Annotated in this window: 15 protein-coding genes; 5 read left to right on the top strand and 10 right to left on the bottom strand. The window is 33.9% G+C overall.

The window, feature by feature from the left end:
• Window positions 1-528: 528 nt before the first annotated feature.
• Together F8153_RS14670 and F8153_RS14675 are read right to left on the bottom strand one after the other, a co-directional pair.
• Window positions 529-1485, bottom strand: coding sequence for a DUF3307 domain-containing protein (locus F8153_RS14670; RefSeq protein ID WP_151867112.1), 957 nt, complete (start codon window positions 1483-1485; stop codon window positions 529-531).
• Window positions 1486-1676: 191 nt separating this feature from the next.
• A complete protein-coding gene (locus tag F8153_RS14675) occupies window positions 1677-2306 on the bottom strand; it encodes a SatD family protein (protein ID WP_192929841.1) in 630 nt (209 codons plus the stop codon).
• Window positions 2307-2751: 445 nt separating this feature from the next.
• Here F8153_RS14675 and F8153_RS14680 point away from each other — a divergent pair, with 445 nt between their 5' ends.
• The 5 genes from F8153_RS14680 (at window position 2752) to F8153_RS14700 (ending at window position 8977) form a co-directional block, all read left to right on the top strand.
• Window positions 2752-4278, top strand: a complete 1527-nt coding sequence (locus F8153_RS14680) for a spore germination protein (protein ID WP_243137003.1) — start codon at window positions 2752-2754, stop codon at window positions 4276-4278.
• A gap of 11 nt (window positions 4279-4289) precedes the next feature.
• Window positions 4290-5477, top strand: coding sequence for a Ger(x)C family spore germination protein (locus tag F8153_RS14685; RefSeq protein ID WP_151867114.1), 1188 nt, complete (start codon window positions 4290-4292; stop codon window positions 5475-5477).
• Window positions 5478-5695: 218 nt separating this feature from the next.
• Window positions 5696-6784: a GerAB/ArcD/ProY family transporter gene (locus F8153_RS14690; protein ID WP_151867115.1), complete on the top strand. Its 1089-nt coding sequence runs from the start codon at window positions 5696-5698 to the stop codon at window positions 6782-6784.
• 244 nt (window positions 6785-7028) lie between these two features.
• Entirely contained in the window at window positions 7029-7634 is a 606-nt protein-coding gene (locus tag F8153_RS14695; RefSeq protein WP_151867116.1) for a DNA-3-methyladenine glycosylase family protein, read from the top strand.
• A gap of 176 nt (window positions 7635-7810) precedes the next feature.
• Window positions 7811-8977: an IS1182 family transposase gene (locus F8153_RS14700; RefSeq protein WP_151867117.1), complete on the top strand. Its 1167-nt coding sequence runs from the start codon at window positions 7811-7813 to the stop codon at window positions 8975-8977.
• A gap of 123 nt (window positions 8978-9100) precedes the next feature.
• Here F8153_RS14700 and F8153_RS14705 read toward each other — a convergent pair whose 3' ends face one another.
• The 8 genes from F8153_RS14705 to F8153_RS14735 all read right to left on the bottom strand — a co-directional run bounded on the left by F8153_RS14705 (window position 9101) and on the right by F8153_RS14735 (window position 19181).
• Window positions 9101-9577, bottom strand: coding sequence for a pyridoxamine 5'-phosphate oxidase family protein (locus F8153_RS14705; protein ID WP_151867118.1), 477 nt, complete (start codon window positions 9575-9577; stop codon window positions 9101-9103).
• Between the two features lie 45 nt (window positions 9578-9622).
• Window positions 9623-10681 (bottom strand): hypothetical protein, encoded by a 1059-nt coding sequence (locus tag F8153_RS14710; protein WP_151867119.1) that lies wholly within the window; start codon window positions 10679-10681, stop codon window positions 9623-9625.
• 324 nt (window positions 10682-11005) lie between these two features.
• Entirely contained in the window at window positions 11006-11917 is a 912-nt protein-coding gene (locus tag F8153_RS14715) for a helix-turn-helix transcriptional regulator (RefSeq protein WP_192929842.1), read from the bottom strand.
• Between the two features lie 45 nt (window positions 11918-11962).
• Window positions 11963-12088, bottom strand: coding sequence for a hypothetical protein (locus F8153_RS16610; protein ID WP_279237142.1), 126 nt, complete (start codon window positions 12086-12088; stop codon window positions 11963-11965).
• Between the two features lie 249 nt (window positions 12089-12337).
• On the bottom strand, window positions 12338-13264 hold the full coding sequence (locus tag F8153_RS14720) for a DUF4268 domain-containing protein (RefSeq protein WP_151867121.1): 927 nt from the start codon (window positions 13262-13264) through the stop codon (window positions 12338-12340).
• Window positions 13265-13400: 136 nt separating this feature from the next.
• Window positions 13401-14246, bottom strand: coding sequence for a GIY-YIG nuclease family protein (locus tag F8153_RS14725; RefSeq protein WP_151867122.1), 846 nt, complete (start codon window positions 14244-14246; stop codon window positions 13401-13403).
• Window positions 14247-14479: 233 nt separating this feature from the next.
• Window positions 14480-17974 (bottom strand): AAA family ATPase, encoded by a 3495-nt coding sequence (locus tag F8153_RS14730; protein WP_151867123.1) that lies wholly within the window; start codon window positions 17972-17974, stop codon window positions 14480-14482.
• Window positions 17955-19181, bottom strand: a complete 1227-nt coding sequence (locus F8153_RS14735; protein ID WP_151867124.1) for an exonuclease SbcCD subunit D — start codon at window positions 19179-19181, stop codon at window positions 17955-17957. Before F8153_RS14735 ends, F8153_RS14730 begins: the two co-directional genes overlap by 20 nt.
• Window positions 19182-19527 lie beyond the last annotated feature (346 nt).

Here is a 19527-nt window from a genome sequence, read left to right on the forward strand (position 1 = left end):
AGGTGTAAAACTCAAGTTATATATTAGCAATATCAGACTTTCAAACAAAAGACATTATTATTAGTCCATAAGTATTTGTGACAAAATTAAATATCAAGTGTTTTTCAGTAATTGATAATCATGAAATTTGCGATTTAAAAATAAATAATATGCATCGAAGTTTGTTTGTAATCCCCTGTCTAATAAAATTAAAACCTATAGCTAATGGGTATCCCAAAATACTATAGGTCTAGGCTCAATTATCTAATTGCATAGCATAAGGGACAAGGGGACAGGGACACTGTCCCTATTTTGGGGTATATCAAGTCATTTTTATAGCTGAAATAGTAATGTAAATACATCGGTGCTTAAGTGAAAAAACTAGTTCCTTTCTGGCACATATTTTATGGGGCAATAGAGGGTAATACTATAAATAATAAGAAGATAAAGAACACACAGGAACCGTCCCCTTGTGTTCCGTTCTACACCTTCTTTAATCAATAATTCGATATGATTACTCATAAAGCCCAACAGTACGCCAATGATCTGTTACAGGAGGCCTTTAATTAGATTAAACATAACACCACAGAAGATTGCTACCATCGCACTAGATAATGTTCCAATTAAAAATTTATCACTAAACTCAGAATCTTGTTCTATTTTTTTTAACCTTGCTATAGATTTAGCAGCTAAAACGAATGTAATAGAAACATAAGTTCCTAAGATTATAAATGAAAAAATTAGTAATCTCTCGATAATCCCTATCATTTCTCCACCAGTATAGGTTTTACTATTAAAGAGACCTTCTCTCATGCTAGATAGTGTTTCACGTATTACACTTGTTAATTTACTCATGTCTAGAATATTAGATTTACTATTATCAGTTATTGTAGCTGCTTGTTCCAACCTGGCGTCTAGATATATTTCTTCTTCTCTTTCTTTTTCTATTTGATTAATCTTTTCAGCTAGTAATTCTTGTCGTGTTGGAGACTTCTTTAAAAATAAATTCGTTACAACAGTTCCACCATTTATACAAAATAAGTAAAATGCTATTAACAACAAAACTATTGTCCATTTATCATTATTGAATTTACCTAGAGCTGGTACATACTTTATAAACCATTCTAATATATTTAAGTAATATTCATTAAAATCTATATTTTTAACAAGTTCATTATAGGGAATTATTAAAAATAATGTAGTTATATGAAATAGTTGGTCAAATAGAAAAAATCTAATTGAGAATTTATTGTATTTCTTTTGTAGATGTGTTTTAAGTCTATCAATCCAATAATGTAGTATAGATAAAATAACAATGAAGAAGAAAAAATTAAAACTAAAAAATATTATAGTAAGTATAAAAGTAGTTAAACAATGATGAACTGCATGTTGTAATAAAACTTTTTTATTAAAAATTTTTTCTTTTGCCATTTCATCCGTCTGCAGATAAAAATCTGCTATTATATGACTTAAAAATAGCAAGCCTATTATAAGAGATGTATACATTTTCTACCCCCTATATGAATATTACCAATAATAATAAAAGATGTTCCAAGTGCTTGTTGCTTATTATTAATGGTGCTGTATTGCCATCCTTTTGTTGATGGTATTGTATTGCCATCAATAAATTAATGGTATTGTATTAACATCTTTTAATTGATGACATAGTACTGCCATTGTTTAATATTTGATTTGATTTAAGTATTGCTCTCATATTTTTCATGCAAGAATCCTATTATAACTTCTTCTGCATTTAATACTTCATAATATAGTGCATCTCTTAATATTCTGCTCACTGTTGATTGATCAATATTTAATTGCTTTGCAGTCTCATATTGATTTTTGTTTTTATTGTAGTGATAAATTACTTCCTTTTGCCTCTTAGTTCTTTTTTTTGTACATGACTCAATAAAGTATAATAAGCCATTAATAAGACTATCTTCTTCAGAACCCAATGAGTATTGTAGAGATGGGCCTTTCAACTTTGCCTTCATTACCATATCCCTTGCCCTATGGTAGACTGGTCCATCAGAACCAATAGATATTTCCTTCGAAAAATTGGTTTCTATATCTCCTACACCCACTCCAAATACCAGTTGAACGGGCGATAATGCTTCTCTAATCTCTTGAATAATATTATAGCTTATAGATGGAGTAAATAATAATCCTTGAAATTCATCCCCTAAAGTAATAGTAAAATTTGAAGCAATATGGTCATTATAATGATGATTAATTTGATCCATGGCTTGTTGGAACTTATGCTGAAGTTTTTGTCTATCCTTATACTTCCTTGAACTAACAATATCTCCTATGATAGCACAATACATTTTTTCATTCTCCTTTACAGTTAGTACTCTATATCTTAATATACTGCATAAATTGCATTTCACCTTCATATTTGTAAAAGTTATAAGTATAGCTATCATAAATATTTTACAGTATAAATGGACAAAATCCTTCTATTATTATTCGATAAGCTTCGACATATATAAAAAACAAGCTAGTTCAGCAACTAGCTTATTTTCATTATTTTATTAACTTATTTCGAGTTTTACTCTACTACCACCTACCCCAGCTTCAGCTGCTGTTACAATAAGCTTCACAGGAACCCTATTTTAACAACTTTAGGTGCATACGACACACAGGAACCGTCCCCTTGTGTTCCTTGTGTTCTCATCTGAACTTAGTTTTCTTTATAGCTAATCTTAATTATTTACTATATAGCTCATAGAATTGCTAAAACTGGTTACTCTACATTAAGAGGTGATTGCTTTGCGAATAATTAAAAAAAAATCTAGAATACCAAATTCTAAGCCTCAAGATGAGGAAATATCTATAAAGACAGATGGTGAAGTTTCATCCCATAATTTAATGAATATTCTAGGGTTAAGCAAGGATGTTATATTCACAAGTGTAGACATTGGTGAAAAGAATAATGTTTCCCTAACAATAGTATATATAGAGGGGTTAATAGATAAAAAAATATTAAATAATGATATTTTAAAACCACTGCTTCATGACTCTATTATTGCTGTGGCAAATTATGAAGAGGATATTATAAAGCATATAGAAAAGGGCAATATATATTGCTCTTACCCTAAAACTACAGAAAAAATTGAGGAATGTCTAAATGATATCATCAGTGGAAGTGTTGCTTTAATATTCGATAATAAAAAAATTGCCATTACTTTTGATATTGAGAGTTATGATAAAAGAGCCATTACAGAGCCAACAGGTGAAAATGTTGTTAAGGGATCTAAGGATGCATTTGTAGAAACCCTAAAGGTAAATACAGCAATCATACGTAGAAAGATAAAAACACCCAGGCTTGTTATTGAGGAAACCGTAGTAGGCAAGCAAACCCTCACAACAATTGCAATAGTATATATCGACGGTATTACCAACAGACACATTGTAGATGAAGTAAAGAAAAGACTGGATAGCATTGATATTGACGAGGTTTTAGCTACGGGATTCATTGAAGAGTTTATTATAGATAATAATTACTCTCTATTTCCACAGGTTATATGTACCGAAAGATCAGATAAGCTGTGTTCCCATATCGTTTCTGGTAGAGTTGGATTGCTTATCGATGGATTACCTGTAACCTGTGCTATACCTGGAACCCTTAATATGTTTTTACACGCACAGGAGGATTATTCTCAAAATTTTTGGGTAAGCTCTTCTAAGCGTCTACTTCGATACGTACTCCTTGTATTAACCTTATTACTACCAGCATTTTATGTTGCAATAACTGCTTTTCATCAAGAAATGCTTCCGACTGAATTGGCTATAGCTATTGAAGTTTCAAAGGAGGGAGTGCCTATTCCTGCCTTTATTGAAATACTAGTAATGCTAATTGCCTTTGAGGTGTTGGTTGAAGCAGGTATACGGCTACCCAGAAGTATTGGACAGACTGTATCTATAGTTGGTGCTTTAATAGTAGGAGAAGCAGCAGTAAACGCAAAGCTCATTTCCCCAGTGGTGGTGATTGTAATAGCAGCAACAGCTATATCAGGCTTTGCAATGCCAGACCAAGATCTAAGTAATGCCTTGAGGATTTGGAGGTTTATTCTAACTGTTTTTGCTAGTATTATAGGTTTATTTGGAGTTAGTATAGGAGTCCTTTTACTGCTGTTTCACTTGGCAAAGCTCGAGAGCTTTGGGGTTCCCTACCTTACCCCCTTCGTTGCACAGGAGGGTAAGCAGATGCAGGATTCAATAGTACGATTGCCACTTAAATATTTTCAAAAGCGTTCAATTTCCTTACAAGCAACCAATAAAAAAAGACAAGGCTAGGGGGAAGCTACATGAAAAAATTTATGATGTTATGTAGCATTATATTGCTGGTCGGCTTATTTAATGGATGTAAAAATCCTATTGATGGCCGTTCAGAGATAGATAAAATAATGTTTGTGACTGTTTTTGGAATTGATAGCATCGCCAGCGATAATGATAGTGTTAAAATTACCCTTACTTCTCCCGTGGTTACCCAGGCACAGGAAGAAGGGAGCCAGGGAAATACAAACTTTCATGTAATAACTTCACAGGGAAAATCGGTATTTCAAGCAATTAGAAATACACGCTTTTTCACAGATAAAAGAGTTTTCTTAGGTCATGTTGGCTATATAATTATTGGGGAGGATGCAGCTAAAAAGGATATTGCAAATCTATTGGACTTCTTCGCCCGTGATCATGAGATTAGATTAAACTCTGAAGTATTAGTGGTGAAAGGGCAAACTGCTGAGGAGTTAATAAAGTCAATGCGAGGGGATAAGGAACTGCTTTTTGAGCAATTGGAAAATATTCAGGCTAATATAACTGGGGTATCTAAGTCAGGAAGGGTGGAGCTTATTGAATTAATGAAATCTATTGATAATGTTTGGTCTGTCCACTACATTCCCTATATTACAAGTGACATGAATACCTCCTATCCTGAGTTAAGGTCAGAGGGAAAAAATATTTACCTGGAGGGCTACGGTATTTTCAAGGATGCAAGGCTTTATGGCTATATTATGAATGATTTAGCAAGGGGATTAAACTGGATAATAAATGAAGTAGAGTCAGGATACATACATACGAAAACTGAAGAAGGCAATAACGTTACAATGGAGATAATTAATTCCCATGCAGAAATACTCCCCTATTTAGATAATGAAGACTTAAGTGTCACTATAAGGGTTAGGATGTCCACCAACATTGTTGAAATAGACAGTGGGGAAGATGTTTTTAATGAAAAAAAACTTACCTTTCTCGAAAATCAGCAGAGTCAGGTTGTAAGGTCTGAAATTAACTCAATTATTGACTATGCCCAAACAGCAAAGGCTGATATTTTTGACGTAGGTAATACTATACAGCATAAGTACCCAATAAAATGGAAAAGCATAGAGAGTGAATGGGAACAGCTGTTTCCTAGTATTCCCTTTAAAATTATAGTTGAGTCTCGTATCAGTAGAACCTATAATATTTCTAAACCAAGTAAGTATAGAAGGAGATAATTAAATGTTAATTACATTCATTCTATTAGTTTTAGTAGTAAGCTGCTTTGAAATTTTAAGTTTGGTAAAGAGAAAACTTAAAAAAGAGCTTGTTGCTTTTTGTTGCTTTTCTATCATTGTATTATCCTTTGGTTACTTTTACCTTAGCAATCCTTTTAGAAGTAGCCTTTCATATATTATTTTATCATTTTTTAACCTAGTTTAAGGAGAAGAATACCATGCTTTCAGACAAAAAAAAGATATCTACCAGACAAATAATAATAATATTTATTGTTATGGTTTATTCTCCTGCCATAAGGGTTATTCCAGCTTATACTTCAGAGCAGGCCAAACAGGCAGCCTGGATTACTCCCCTTATAGCCTTCCTTGGTTTACTGATTATTTTTTATGGGCTACAAAAAACCTTTCAAAAATACAAGGATGCTTCTTTAATGGAGGTTATATATGATATTATAGGCACTTTTACTGGAAAAATTATTGTGTCAGCTTACATCGTATGGATTACATTATTAGCAGCCCTTTATGTCCGCTATTATAGTCAGAGAATCGTTACCTCTATCTTCCCAAATGTAGATATAAGGTTATTTATAATAGTGATGCTTGTTTTTGTAGCCTACACAAGTAGATATGGGGTGGTTGTTCTGGCACGAATGAATGAGATAATATTTACAATAATTGCAGCTATTTTTGTTATATTTGTCTTGTTCTTAAGTCCAAAGCTTGAAATTCAGAACCTTACCCCCATAAGCTATTTAGATATTATGCCAGTACTAAAGGGAAGTCTTGTTATTATAGCTGTATGGGTGTATGCTATATTTCTTTTCATGCTATCGGATCAGATAAACGATAAGGAAAACATAAAAAAATTTGGTATTCAAGCCTCATTTTTTTTATTAGTTATTAATGTATTAATCATTGCTGTAACTGTTGGAACCCTTGGTCACACAGTTAGTGCCAGAATGCCTTTACCCTTTCTTTCAGCTGTAAAGCAAATATCCTTTTTGGATACTCTTGAAAAAATCGAGTCCATTCTAGTAGTAACCTGGATAGCGTCGGATTTTACTTTAATCTCAATATTACTATATGTCATATTAAACATGGTGAAATCAGTATTTAATTTTCAAGATACCAAGCCCTTCATCAATGTTTTATGTCTGTTTTTGTTTATATTATCCCTTTATTTAACAGAAAGCAGCTTTGAGCTGGCAGAGTTTTCAACAAAAATAGCATTACCAGTTAATCTTATACTGGGGCTTGCCATACCTGTGCTGTTGTTCATTGTAGGTAAAGTACGAAAAAAAATATAACACAAGAGGGACAAGGGGACAGGGACAAGGGGACAGGGACACTGTCCCCATATTTATATATAAACCTTTAATGGGCCAGTAAAAACCTTCCTTATTATTTCCTTTATATTCCCATTTATGAAAATCTTCTCCTATTCCCATAAAACCCACCATGATTTAAGAAAAGTAGGCTAAAAATGAATCATCTTTGATTGACACCTCTATAATAAAAAAGATAACATGTAAAAGTAAGGTGGGATAAATTATGAATAGCTATTTTCAATATGGGCAAAAAGAAATTGAATATTTAAAGAAGAAGGATAAAAATCTTTCAGCTGCTATTGATAGAATTGGCATGATTAAGAGAGTTGTTATTCCTAACCCTTTTGAAGCATTGATTTTTAGTATAATTGGGCAGCAAATATCAAATAAGGCAGCAGCAACAGTATGGAATAGATTTTGTATTCTTATTGAATCGGTTACACCTGAGAATATTTTAAAGACTAAAAAGGAGGCTATTCAAGAATGTGGTATGACAACCAGGAAGGCTGGGTATATTCTTGGTATTGCTGAGGCTGCAATGGGCGGAGCAATTGAATTCCATAAGCTTCATTTACTTCCTGATAAAGATATAATAAAAGTATTATCCTGCCTTAATGGAGTTGGAATTTGGACAGCAGAGATGCTCTTAATTCACTCTCTAAATAGGTTAGATATAGTGAGCTATGGAGATTTGGCAATCCGTAGAGGTATGATGAAACTGTATGACTTAAAGGATCTTTCCAAGGAGCAATTCGAAAGATATAGAACAAGATATTCCCCCTATGGCTCTGTGGCATCCCTCTATTTATGGGAATTGTCAGTAGAGTAGATAACAAGGGGCATCGCCTATTAACTTGCATTTGATTGCTAGAGCTAAGTAAGTAACAACACAAGGGAACCGTCAGACTGCGCAAAAACAAACAATAAGAACATATATAAAAACACCTATAAACCTTTAAAAATCAACGTTTTAATGATATAATTAAAAGAAAAAGAGGTGTTTCTATGTCAAGATATGTAAAAGGCGAAGATAAAGGCCAATTGAGTATGGTGCTAATGTCATTTGATGAAATGATACCAGATAATCATCCAGTAAGGGTGGTTGATGCTTTTGTTGATACACTTGACATGGAAAAATTAGGTTTTAAATATGCAAATACAAAGATAAAAGGAAGAAAACCCTATAATCCTAAACATCTTCTGAAACTATATATTTACGGCTATTTAAACGGTGTACGATCTACAAGAAAACTCGAAAAAGAAACCCATCGAAACATTGAAGTGATGTGGTTGATTGACCAACTGAAACCAGATGATAAGACTATTTCAAACTTTAGAACAGACAATCAAAAATCGCTAATAGGAGTTTTTAAAGAGTTCAGTATGATATGTAGCGAATTAGGACTTTATGGAAAACAGATGATTGCTATTGATGGGAGCAAGTTTAGAGCTAGCAATTCAAGGCATAAAAGCTTTACAAAGCGAAAAGTAAAGAAGATGCTGGAATACTTTGAAAAGTGTGCAGAGGAATATATTAAACTCCTCAAGGAAAGTGATAAAAATGAAGAACTAGAGCTGAAAATAAAGGAAACAAAAGAAGACATAGAAGAGAAACTACAGGCAGTAAAAAAAAGAATCAAAGAGCTTAAGGAGATGGCAGAAGAAATCGAAAAAAATGGAGAAATATCGATTACAGATCCCGATGCTAGACACATGAGCGTCAGTAATAATGGGACAGATATATCTCATAACGTTCAAATTTCAGTAGATTCGAAAAAACATTTAGTGGTTGCCATAGACGTGGTGAATACTCCTGCCGATCAACATCAACTCCACAATATGGCAGTTAAAACGGTGGAAGAATTAGGATTAAAAGATAAAGCTGCAACACTTAAAGACGAAGAGGATGGGGTCATAACCGTACTAGCAGACAAAGGATACTACTGTGGTGAGGAACTAGAAAAATGCAAAGAAGACAAGATCAAAACCATTGTACCAAAGCAAAAGAGTTCTACAAAAACTGGGAATGATGGCTTCGCAAAGGATCGATTTATATATGATCAAGCAAAAGATGTATATGTGTGTCCAAATAATCAAGAGTTACACAACAAAGAAGGGACAAGGGGACAGGGGCACTGTCCCTATTTGGGGTATATCAAGTCATTTTTATAGCTGTAAATAAATCTGTGCTTAAGAAAAAGAACTAATTCCTTTCTGGCACAATAAGAAGATAAAGAACACACAGGAACCGTCCCCTTGTGTTGTTTTGTGTTGGTCCACTTGTGTTGTTCGACTTTATTGAGCCGTTTTATTGATAATATCAATTTCATACTGATGTTCACCGTATTTTTTTTCGTGGTCAATAATCGTACCCTCTGTGAGGGATATACGCAGAACGATTGAGTTCGGATTGTCTTCGTCGCCAACTTCATCGAACCAGTTAAAGATTTTTTTAAATTTAGCTCTGATTTCTGCATTCTTCTCGTCCTTGATCCAACCAAGATTTTCAGCCCTGCCTTGGAAAGTGTACCAACCTAACCCAGCAACAGAAACCTCACTGTTCTTCTCAATTTGCAGCATTTTATTTTTTGTTGCATCCGTAGAAACATAGAATACGCCGTATTCATAATAAGCGCATACCATACGGACAGCAGGACGAGGTTTACCGGCAGCGTTGGTGGATAGTGAGATTGTCGCAAGGGCAATAACTTCCTCTTTACCATTTCCGCAACGTTCCTCCATAATTTTCATTGCATTTTCGTACTTGTTCATTTTAACTCCTCCAGTAATATTTATTTTGCTGTTGAGCAAATTTAGTTATTTCTTTCTCAAACATGACAACTCTTGATCAAGCCACACTTCGATGCCATCGCTTATATCTAAAACAGAATCATCGAGCGGAATACAAAGCCCTTTGCAACCTCTATCACAAACCGCGCTAACACCTCTTCTTTTTCCACAACCATATCCCTTCGCAATTATCTCCTGCACAGGCAAGGGTAATTTTTTTATTGTGTCAGGGTATTCATGCGTATTTCTCGCTTTGACGGTTATTTCAAAACCATTATTAAGAGATGTATTAATTCCCCATATCTCTTTTCTCCCATGAGAATACATAATCTTTATCCAAAAATCCTTTATTATTACATCACATTTAAGCCCTTTATCTATATGAAGTTGATGTAGCCGCATTATAAAATCCTGCACATTCTCGGATAAATGCCTTATAGTTTCTTTTAAGATGGAACCAACATCTGTTTCAACCTTTTTCAATACTCTATAATCGCATCGTAATAAAATATCAAGGGTATCACGAACCCCATCTGTGTCAAATTCAATCTCGGCTATTGCCATAGCTTTCAAGCCAGTCAGCATGGCAGGATTATCAGGATACGTAATTTTTATAGTTTCAACTTCTGATAATCTTTGCCTCCTTTTGCTTAGATCTATTCCATCAACACATATACCACAATCAGTTAAGAACCTCAAACATTCAATATTTTTAGAATCAGATACTTTTTCATAAAAAATACTGTTTCCGGCAATGAGAGCCTCACCGTCCTCTGTCAACACTCCATAAAAGCCTATATTTCTCAATAAATACTTTATATTGTTAAGAAATGGATAGCTTAGCGAAATAGTAATGCGGTTTTCAAATGGATGAGCAATTTTCTTATAATTGTCATACATATCACCTTCTTCAATTAAAACGTCGCAAAGCTGATGCAAAAAGGCTCTGAAGGCAAGAACTCCTTCCCGGATGTTTTCCTCATTTGAAATATCTTCAAAAACAGGTTTAATTCCGTATGCTTCAAGTGGTTCCGGCAAAATAATACTTTTTATATGTTTTGCCATATCCGCCAGTGTCTTCCGCATTTAGTTCACCTCCTTAAACATCATTTTTCAGCTTTATAGGGAAATATCTTTGCGTTTGATAATAACCAAGCCCCTATTCTATGTCTTATATGAAACATCCCTGTCGTCTTCATAATATCCGTGAACCATACGGACGGAAGGGTGTCCGTCGTCCAATGTCGCGATTGAAATAAGGCTGTCCTTGCTGAACCGTTCGGTCATTAACATTAATTGCGCTTTGTTATTTACTCATTCGAATTCTCAAAAATTTATTGTTGTAATTTTTATTACCTGTTATTAATAATACAATAATAAAGATGACAACTGTGTGTCATCTTAGAAAAGTTATTTTAAATATTTTTTTGAAATTAGGAGAGCTTTTTCATTAATAATATCCCGTATATGTTTTGGCTCCAACACTTCGGCATGTTCTCCGAAAGAAAGAATAAATCCGTACATTCCATTATCTTCGGGTTCTCCTCTTTGCGTTACCGTTAAACTGCCGTCATCATTCTTTACTATATCTTCTTCGCCGTAAAAGTCATATGCCCGATATGCCATCTCAGGTGCAATGTTCATAACAAGCGTTACTCTGTCAGGAAATGTGTCGGTTTTCTCGTGACATTCGCTTTCAGTGAGTAAATCCCGTTCCATGAATTTTTCATCGGTAACAGTAAAATTTCTTGTCCTTGAGAGTTTGAACAATCTGACACCTTGTTTTACAAGGCAGAAGCCGTTGATATACCAAGAATGTGCTTTAAACCACATGTGAAGCGGTTCTACACGCCTGTGAGTTTTTTCGCCTTTTGAATTATAATAGTCAAACTCTATAATGTGTTTTTCGAAAATCGCATTTTTAATATCGGAAAAGTCACGAACTCCGCCACCGTCTCCCCAACTGGTAAAATCAACACTAAACCAGTTAGGCGGAGATTTTTTAAAGAAGGTGCTTAGTTTTTGCAACACTTGCTCTGTTTCTTCTGTTTTTACCGCTGAAAGACCTTGCAAAGCAGATAAAATCTCGTTTTGTTCATGCTCGGTAATGACAGATTTATTCAGCACAAAGCTATCCGTCAATTTATAACCGCCTTTGCTCCCCTTTTCCGAATAAATAGGAATCCCCGAAAGGCTTAATGTGTCTATATCCCGAAAAACAGTACGCTTAGATACTCCCAATAGTCCGGCAAGTTCATTTGCGGTGGCACTCTTTTTGTCAAGTAAGTAATAAATAATCTTAAACAACCGTTCTATTTGCATTATTAACATCTTTCTTTCTATATGGAATATTGTACAAAATATAAATTACCAAATCCACGCCACCAAGCTTTCATCAGCGCAGATATCAAAAGCTAACCTTCGAGAACCAGTGTGCCACAAAACCTCGTAGTTCAATCCATTAGGCAAAAATAAATTGCCCCCATTCTTCATCGTAAATCATCTCCTCCCTAAAACCTAAATAGTAGGTACTTTAAACAATAGATTGAAATCCTTGTATTTGCGCATGTACGCCTAAAAATGGCCATGTTCACACTTACAAAGGTGCAAAGGACGGTTTGGAGTGACCCCCCTAAAGGTGTAGTTTTGCAATTTGCTAAATGGGAGATCATTTCTAAGCATTATAGAATTATAAAATAATACAGTGCACAGGAACTGTCCCCTTGTGCTCCCTCGTTTGTATTAATTATTTCCATATTTGTAAAATATCTTTTGAAATTTCTCTGCTGTAACTTTGAGCCATTCAAAGTTACTTTCCCATTTGGAACGATTATTGATATCAGCCACAGTAGCGGCCTTTATCCTACTGGCTTTCTTATTAGGTAATTCCATCCATTCCAACTCCAAACCTAGTTCTTCTTCAATTTGTTCTTTATATTGCTCGAAGGTGTAATAAAGTTCTTTTGAGTCCGATATATATATTTCGCACCCCAGTAGTTTTTGTTGAGTATTTATAGTAAGAGAAATATGGGACCCAGCAACCCCATAAGTCATGTCATACCAGTGCTGTGGTTGTGCTTTTCTTAATTTTAGTGTAGTCCCTTTGCTGGAAGTAAATCTTTTAAATTCATTCCAGAATTCTAATTGTAAAACTTTTGTATCAGTTAAATTGACAGTAGCTGTTGTTTGTCTAATACTTTTTGCCCAATCATTTGGTCTTGAAATAACTTGAAACTTTACAGCACAGGGGGAATCACCAATCTTCCACAATTCTAGCTTTGCAATAAAGAAGTTTAACTTCTCATCAGTATGCTCGTTCAACCAATCAATAGCTTGTCTATGCTCCTCACGAATATCTTTCACTACCCATATGATGATTTCTGCATCATAGCCGGATGCATATGTAATGACTTTACCCAAATGGTCGTGATCTGTCGTTTCAAGTTGGTTTTCAATAATGATTTTCCTGCCTGTATTTTCTTCTTCCGCTAAGATATCTACACTAAAACAACCAACAGATGCCTCTGTCTCTAGTAAATTAATTTCAATCCCTATTTCATCCCCTAAAAGAGTAAGATTTTCATTTTTTGATAACCACTTAGTAAAATCATGGGCTTCGTGTTTCCATATGGTTCTTAGATCATCTGCTTTTTCTAATTTTCCTAGCATATAATCCTCTCCTGTACTTACTATTTTATATCTTCTCCAGAGTATTAAGTTTCTCAGATATACTATCAAGATGGATCTAAACAATAGACAGTTTTAATTTGCACCACTTTTTTGCATCCCATATTAAGCTTAATTTTCAATTCTCATTCATACCAAATTCTCTACTTTGCAGCTTCTTCTTATAAAGATTTTCAATTTTTATAACATCATCTTCTCTAACTGTTTTGGGTAATATCTGTAGGATGCTAAACTGGAAGAATTTATACCTTTCAGGGTCTTCATTAATTAATTTAATCATCCGTACATTTCCTCCGTGTTTTGTGTTTATATAACATTTCCACCGTTTTAGTAATCCTCCCTCTCCATAGGCTGAGCCCACGTATTGTTTACCATTAGAAACATCAACAATTATGTATATAGCATATATTGATTCTAATGCAGTATGCCAATTTTCATATAATACTCTGTCTTCTACAATTTCTTTAAGATCATAGTAGCTTAAAAAAACATTTTCAAATCCACAAAAAGACAGCTTGGGATTTTCTTGTATTACTAAAACTTCTTTGTCATTAGTTGCCCATTGATGCCATGACATAGTTGATTTTCCCCAATCAATTATTAAACGATTTTTCAAATCAGAAAGTGTACTAGATTCTTTTAAATCAAAATAGTGATATTTACCATCGAACATCTCTGGAGAAGGAAACCCTTTTTTCATCAGGTGCTTTTCTGCTGGAGTGCTTACACCTACCTCGTAGCAACCATGGAATTTGGCACTTGTCCCAGGTTCACTGATAAAGGTTAGTATATAGTCACAATTCTTAAAAAAGTTTGGTTTTTGAATTTTTTGATACTCTTCTGTAAAACCATCTAGATAGCACTTTGCAAACAAATCATGGTTCAATGAGTGTCTAATAAGCTTTACTCTTTTTATATCTAATCCATTTCTTTTTAATATGTCCGATAAATATAGTGATGGCATATATGATTTCTGCTAAAATAAAAATATTTTATTTGTATGAGAACAATGACACTCATTAGCTATGAGTCTGAGGACTATGATAAATACAACACACCTTGTCCTTTACTAGCATGATTCACATTATAATAATTATTTTCCAGCGAAAGTTTCAAAATCCTGCTACAATCATTCGATAATATTCGACATATTAAAAAATAAGCTGGTTTTTTACCAGCTTATAATCATTATATTTATTAACTTCGTTCAAGCTTTACTTTACTACCACCAATTCCAGCTTCAGCTGCAGTCACAATAAGCTTAACTGGCACCCTATTTTTAATAGATTCGACATGACTTATTATGCCTATAGAAAGCTTATCATTATGTATTCTCTCCAAGGAGTCCATAACAACCTCCAGTAGTTTGTCATCTAAGGTGCCAAAACCTTCATCTAAGAAGAATAATTCTAAAGGGGCAGTGCCCTTTAACTGTATTTGATTAGATAATGCTAATGCTAGTGCTAAAGATGTAACAAAGGTTTCTCCTCCCGATAGAGTGGAGGCATCCCGTTCAGCTCCGCCATTTTTATAGTCCCGAATAAGGAATCTAGCATTTTCGTCAACCTCGAGACCGTAGTTTCCTCTAGTGATTTCTTTTAACCATTTACTAGCCTCTATTGATACATACTTCAACTGATTAGCTGCAACATACTCTACAAACCTTTTGCCCCTAAATAACATTTCTAAATCATCCAAAAGAGAAAGCTTATACTCTAGTTCCTTTTCCTCACTTCTTAGTCTTTTTAATTGAAGTAGCTTTACAGAAATAGTCTTTATCTCTTCTCTAAGCTTTATTTGACTTTCTTCTAGTTCTTTTAGTTTCTCAGTTTCTACATTTTTTCTTTTCTGTATTTCTAACCACGCTTCTTCAGTTAGGGATCGATTATTTATTTTCTTATTTAAGCTTTCAATTGTCCCAGCAAGCCTATCTATTAATTCTTTGTATTCTTCAATTTTATGCTTCAGCTTATCAATATCAGCCTTTGGCATAAAGCTAGACTTAGCATCCTCTATGCCTTCTATAGCTTCCTCAAGGAGCATTCTATCCAGTGATTCCTTATCCTCCTTATTTCTTTTGCTTAATGTAGCTAAATTACTTTGAGTAGTTATCAGATCATTAGTACATTTTGTAAATTGCTCATCAATTTTATTTTTCGTTTCTTCAGCCTTTATATACTCTATCTCAATAGTTTCAATAGTCTTTGCAATACCTCTCACATATCCTTCTAAATCTTCAATACTTCCAACCTTATCCCTTATGCTATTTTCAGTTTCTTCGATCGCTTTAATCTTTTCTGTGTAAGTAGATTTGATTTCAGAAAGTTTATTTTTTAAGTCTCCCTCTTCTTTACTAAGTTTCTCCTTTTCAACTTCCTTATTCTTTAGAGTAATCCTCAAGACTTTAACTTCATCCTCTAAATGAGATCTTGTATCTTCTTTTTTAATAATTTGATTTTTTATTTTTCTGAAATCTTCGATTTCAAGGTCCTTCTTCAAGATCGTCAGTCTTATATCTAAGTCCTTTATTTCCTCTTCAAGCTTTCTTAATTCTTCTTGCAAATTACCTAATGCATCAGTGCTATTAACTAACAAGGTACTCTCTTTACTATACCTAATTTCTATTTCATTTTTTTCATTTGTAATACTAGTTATTTCACCTTCAAATTTAACCCTTTCTTCATTATAGAATTTTAAGGTATCTATAAGTTGTTTTAGCTCACCCTCTAAAACTTCTACTGATGTAGATTTAAAATCCACTCCTAATGCACTAATTTTACCTTCTCTATCCTTAATATTTAATTCATGGTTAATTATATTAGTTTCTAGCCCTGCAACTTCCTTAATTATCTTATCCTTCTCTAACTCCTTTTCTTCTAAATCCTTTCTGTACTGGTCTAAATTAGTGATATCAACAATATTCAGATTTTCTGGGTGATGCTCCAGAGAGCCACACACTGGACACATATCTCCATGTTTCAATTCTGCCCTCAGAGCGTTTGCTAGATTTTCCGACTCAACTTTTTTAATAATTCCCTTTAAAACATTTATTTCTTGATCTAATTTATCTGCTTTCTCTAATAAACTATCTAGCTTAGGCTTAAGCTTGATTATTTCTTCACTACTCTTTTGTAAGTCATCTTTAAGCTCATTAAATTTATTCCAGCTTTCTTTAGCTAAAGCTAGTTTCTCATGTTGAAAGAGTAAAGAGTTCTGATCTCCTGGGCATTCTTTTTCTAGCTTTTCCAAATTTTTAATGCTTTCTTCTAAAGCTACTTCCTTTTCTTTAAGTTTTATTTGTAAGTCTTGACTTTTCTCTTTAGCTACATGGATATTTTTAAGGGTTACCTCAATTTTATTGTTCATTCCATCCCTCTGTTTTGTTAAACTATCATAGCTGTTTAAAAGTAATATACCACTATCAATCTTTTCTTTAAAATCTGCTGGTACCTTTAATTCTTCAATGGCTTTATCCTTTTTAATTATATTGGTATCTAACTCTACAGTTAATTTTACATTTTCACTAATTTTATCCCCTAAATTTTTTAAAGCATCCTCAAGTTTTATAATTTCTTTCTTTAGTCCTTGACTTTCATTAATTAACATATGCATCTTTGTCTTTTCCTTAATTGCTTCATTTCCACGTGCTTCATCAACCTTTAACTTAGGAAGGTCTTTATCCTTTCTGTTTCTAGCAATAGTTAGATCATCATATGCTTTCTTTTTTTTCCCTTCTAATCTGGTTATTTCCTCTTTTAATTCTTCAAGGCGATTAGCTATAGTATTAATTTCCTCTAGGGTTGATTCATAACTATCGATGTAAGGCTTTACTTTAAGAACAGACTCCCCCATCTTAACTCTTTTCTGATATTCTTTAATTTCTCCTTCTTGTGCCTTTAGCTTACTTTGCTCTTGTAATTTCTGTCCTAGTTCCTGCTGCAGTCCCCAAAGCTCTTTAGCCTCGTTGAATTTTTCTCCAATTATATTAAGGTCTTCCTGTTTTTTAATAAGTTCCTGTTTTAACTCTAATAACTCCTTATTTTTTTCTTCTAGAGCTTCCTCCCTTATGTCACCATATCCCTTTAATTCTCCCTGCAGGATATTAAACTTATCCTTCTCAGCTTTAATCTTACTGGCTAATTTAATAGACAATTCATCTCCATACCTTTGAAGATTAAATAGTCTTTCCAGCATGCTTCTTCTATCCTTACCTTCAAGCTTTAGAAACTCGCTAAATTTCCCCTGGGGTAACACTACCGTCCTGGTAAAATCCTCTAGCTCTAATCCAATAATCTCTTGACATTTTTGAGTTACGGGCTTGGCACCCTCCTCTAATACTATATCTTCCTCCTTAGTAATGTCTATTATCTTAGCTGACTTTGTTCTTACATTACCAGTCTTATTGTCCCTTCTAAATATCCGTTCCACTCTGTATCTCTTAGTTTCTTTATGGGAGATTTGAAATTCAAAACTTACGTTTAGGCTATCACAATTTGTATTAATGAAATTTGTACTCTTCCTTGAAACCTCTCCATAGTGGGCTAGAGTAACCCCGTCTAAGATTGTTGATTTACCGCTTCCTGTTGGTCCAAAAATACCAAACAAGCCCTTATCGGTTAGCCTCTCAAAATCAACTTCTTGATTATCCATAAAGCTGTTTAATCCTCTTAATTTAAGCTTTATCGGTTTCATCCTCTTCCCCCTCCTTAATAATGGATAGTAGTAAATCCACTACCTCTTGCTGGGGCTCAACCCCTCTTTCTTTTGAATAAAACTCTTTAAAAACCTCTTCAAAGGATTTTTCTGAAAAACTGTTAACTGTATCAATCTCAGATCCTTCTCCAGTTATCTTTGGACTAATCTCTAAAATGTCATCCTTAGTTGCCTTCATTAATTTTATTTCATCTTCTCTAATGTATCTATCGGTGGTGACCTCAATATAAACCCAACAGTCTTTATCCTTGTTCTCTTCACATTTGTCGATGGCCTCTTCAATACTCTTACATTTCCATATCTCAATGGGTTTGTACACCTTAAATTCAACTTCATTTATATCACATTCACCACAGGACTTAGCATCAATTATATAGCACTTTTTATTGAAGGTAATTTCCTTTTTGCTATAATGGAGAGGCGAGCCAGAATATCTTACCCTTTTATCTGTGCCAGGAACTATTTGTGGCTTATGTATATGGCCTAATGCTATATATTGAGCCCCCTCAGGGAAACAGCTTCCATCTACAATATAGCTTCCTCCGAGCTGAATATTCCTCTCCGATCCTGCCTCTTCACTTCCCATAGCAAATAAATGGCTAACTGCTATATTAATAGTATCATCTCTATATTTTTCACTAAGGCCATTAAATAATAACTTAATCCTATCACTATAGGACTTCAGCCTCTCTTCCTCACTTTCCATGTCACCATACAGAGCTTCATTCAATCTTTTTTCGCTTGGATAGGGCACTGTAAGAATTACAGCCCTTTCCCCTTTTATATCAACTTCTATATATCCCTCTCCTGCTTCAATAATACTGTGTTTGCCGTAATTACCCTTAGAAACAATTGATTTAGGAGTTCCAACCATAATTATCCCATGATCTCTAGCCAAGGGATCTGCTGCAACCAGTCTATCTGGATTATCATGATTACCTGCTATAACCAATGTCAGTCTTTCTCCGTTTGAGGATAGCCTTTTTAGTGTATTATAAAACATAGTTTCTGCCCTTGCGGGAGGATTGGGACTATCATAAACATCCCCTGCTATTATTACTAAATCAACGATATTCTTTTCAACAATTTCAATGAAATCATTTAGAAAAGCCTCTTGCTCATCCATTCGGCTATGACCTTCTAGGTTTTTTCCAAGGTGCCAATCAGAAGTATGAAGTATTCTCATTGCTATTCCCCCTTTATATTACTCAGCTCTTAACTTAATACTAGTATATTATCAAATAAATTACTGCTTGTTTCTTAAGCCTATTTGGTATCTTTTAACTAATCAATCGCCCTCTAAATGCAGTAAAAAAGTAATGTACTGATTATAAAAGAACTAAAAAATAATAGTGTTAATGATAGTTATCCCATGCTTAAACAATTCCTCATTTGATACCAATTTCCTCCAATTTTTCTTCGATGATTTTCGACAGAAGAAAAGCTAGTTATTTGACTAACTAGCTTCAGGTATAATATAACGCTAAGGTAAAATTTTTTTGAATCATCGAGAACCGTCCGGGACCAGTGAA

It is taken from the genome of Alkaliphilus serpentinus (assembly GCF_009017255.1).
Lineage (GTDB): Bacteria > Bacillota > Clostridia > Peptostreptococcales > Natronincolaceae > Alkaliphilus_D > Alkaliphilus_D serpentinus.

Bases quoted from the DNA above. Each gene is read 5' to 3' on its own strand.
- F8153_RS14670 (WP_151867112.1), bottom strand. From the start codon at position 1,485: ATGTATACATCTCTTATAATAGGCTTGCTATTTTTAAGTCATATAATA.
- F8153_RS14675 (WP_192929841.1), bottom strand. From the start codon at position 2,306: ATGTATTGTGCTATCATAGGAGATATTGTTAGTTCAAGGAAGTATAAG.
- F8153_RS14685 (WP_151867114.1), top strand. From the start codon at position 4,290: ATGAAAAAATTTATGATGTTATGTAGCATTATATTGCTGGTCGGCTTA.
- F8153_RS14690 (WP_151867115.1), top strand. From the start codon at position 5,696: ATGCTTTCAGACAAAAAAAAGATATCTACCAGACAAATAATAATAATA.
- F8153_RS14695 (WP_151867116.1), top strand. From the start codon at position 7,029: ATGAATAGCTATTTTCAATATGGGCAAAAAGAAATTGAATATTTAAAG.
- F8153_RS14700 (WP_151867117.1), top strand. From the start codon at position 7,811: ATGTCAAGATATGTAAAAGGCGAAGATAAAGGCCAATTGAGTATGGTG.
- F8153_RS14705 (WP_151867118.1), bottom strand. From the start codon at position 9,577: ATGAACAAGTACGAAAATGCAATGAAAATTATGGAGGAACGTTGCGGA.
- F8153_RS14710 (WP_151867119.1), bottom strand. From the start codon at position 10,681: ATGCGGAAGACACTGGCGGATATGGCAAAACATATAAAAAGTATTATT.
- F8153_RS14715 (WP_192929842.1), bottom strand. From the start codon at position 11,917: ATGCAAATAGAACGGTTGTTTAAGATTATTTATTACTTACTTGACAAA.
- F8153_RS16610 (WP_279237142.1), bottom strand. From the start codon at position 12,088: ATGAAGAATGGGGGCAATTTATTTTTGCCTAATGGATTGAACTACGAG.
- F8153_RS14720 (WP_151867121.1), bottom strand. From the start codon at position 13,264: ATGCTAGGAAAATTAGAAAAAGCAGATGATCTAAGAACCATATGGAAA.
- F8153_RS14725 (WP_151867122.1), bottom strand. From the start codon at position 14,246: ATGCCATCACTATATTTATCGGACATATTAAAAAGAAATGGATTAGAT.
- F8153_RS14730 (WP_151867123.1), bottom strand. From the start codon at position 17,974: ATGAAACCGATAAAGCTTAAATTAAGAGGATTAAACAGCTTTATGGAT.
- F8153_RS14735 (WP_151867124.1), bottom strand. From the start codon at position 19,181: ATGAGAATACTTCATACTTCTGATTGGCACCTTGGAAAAAACCTAGAA.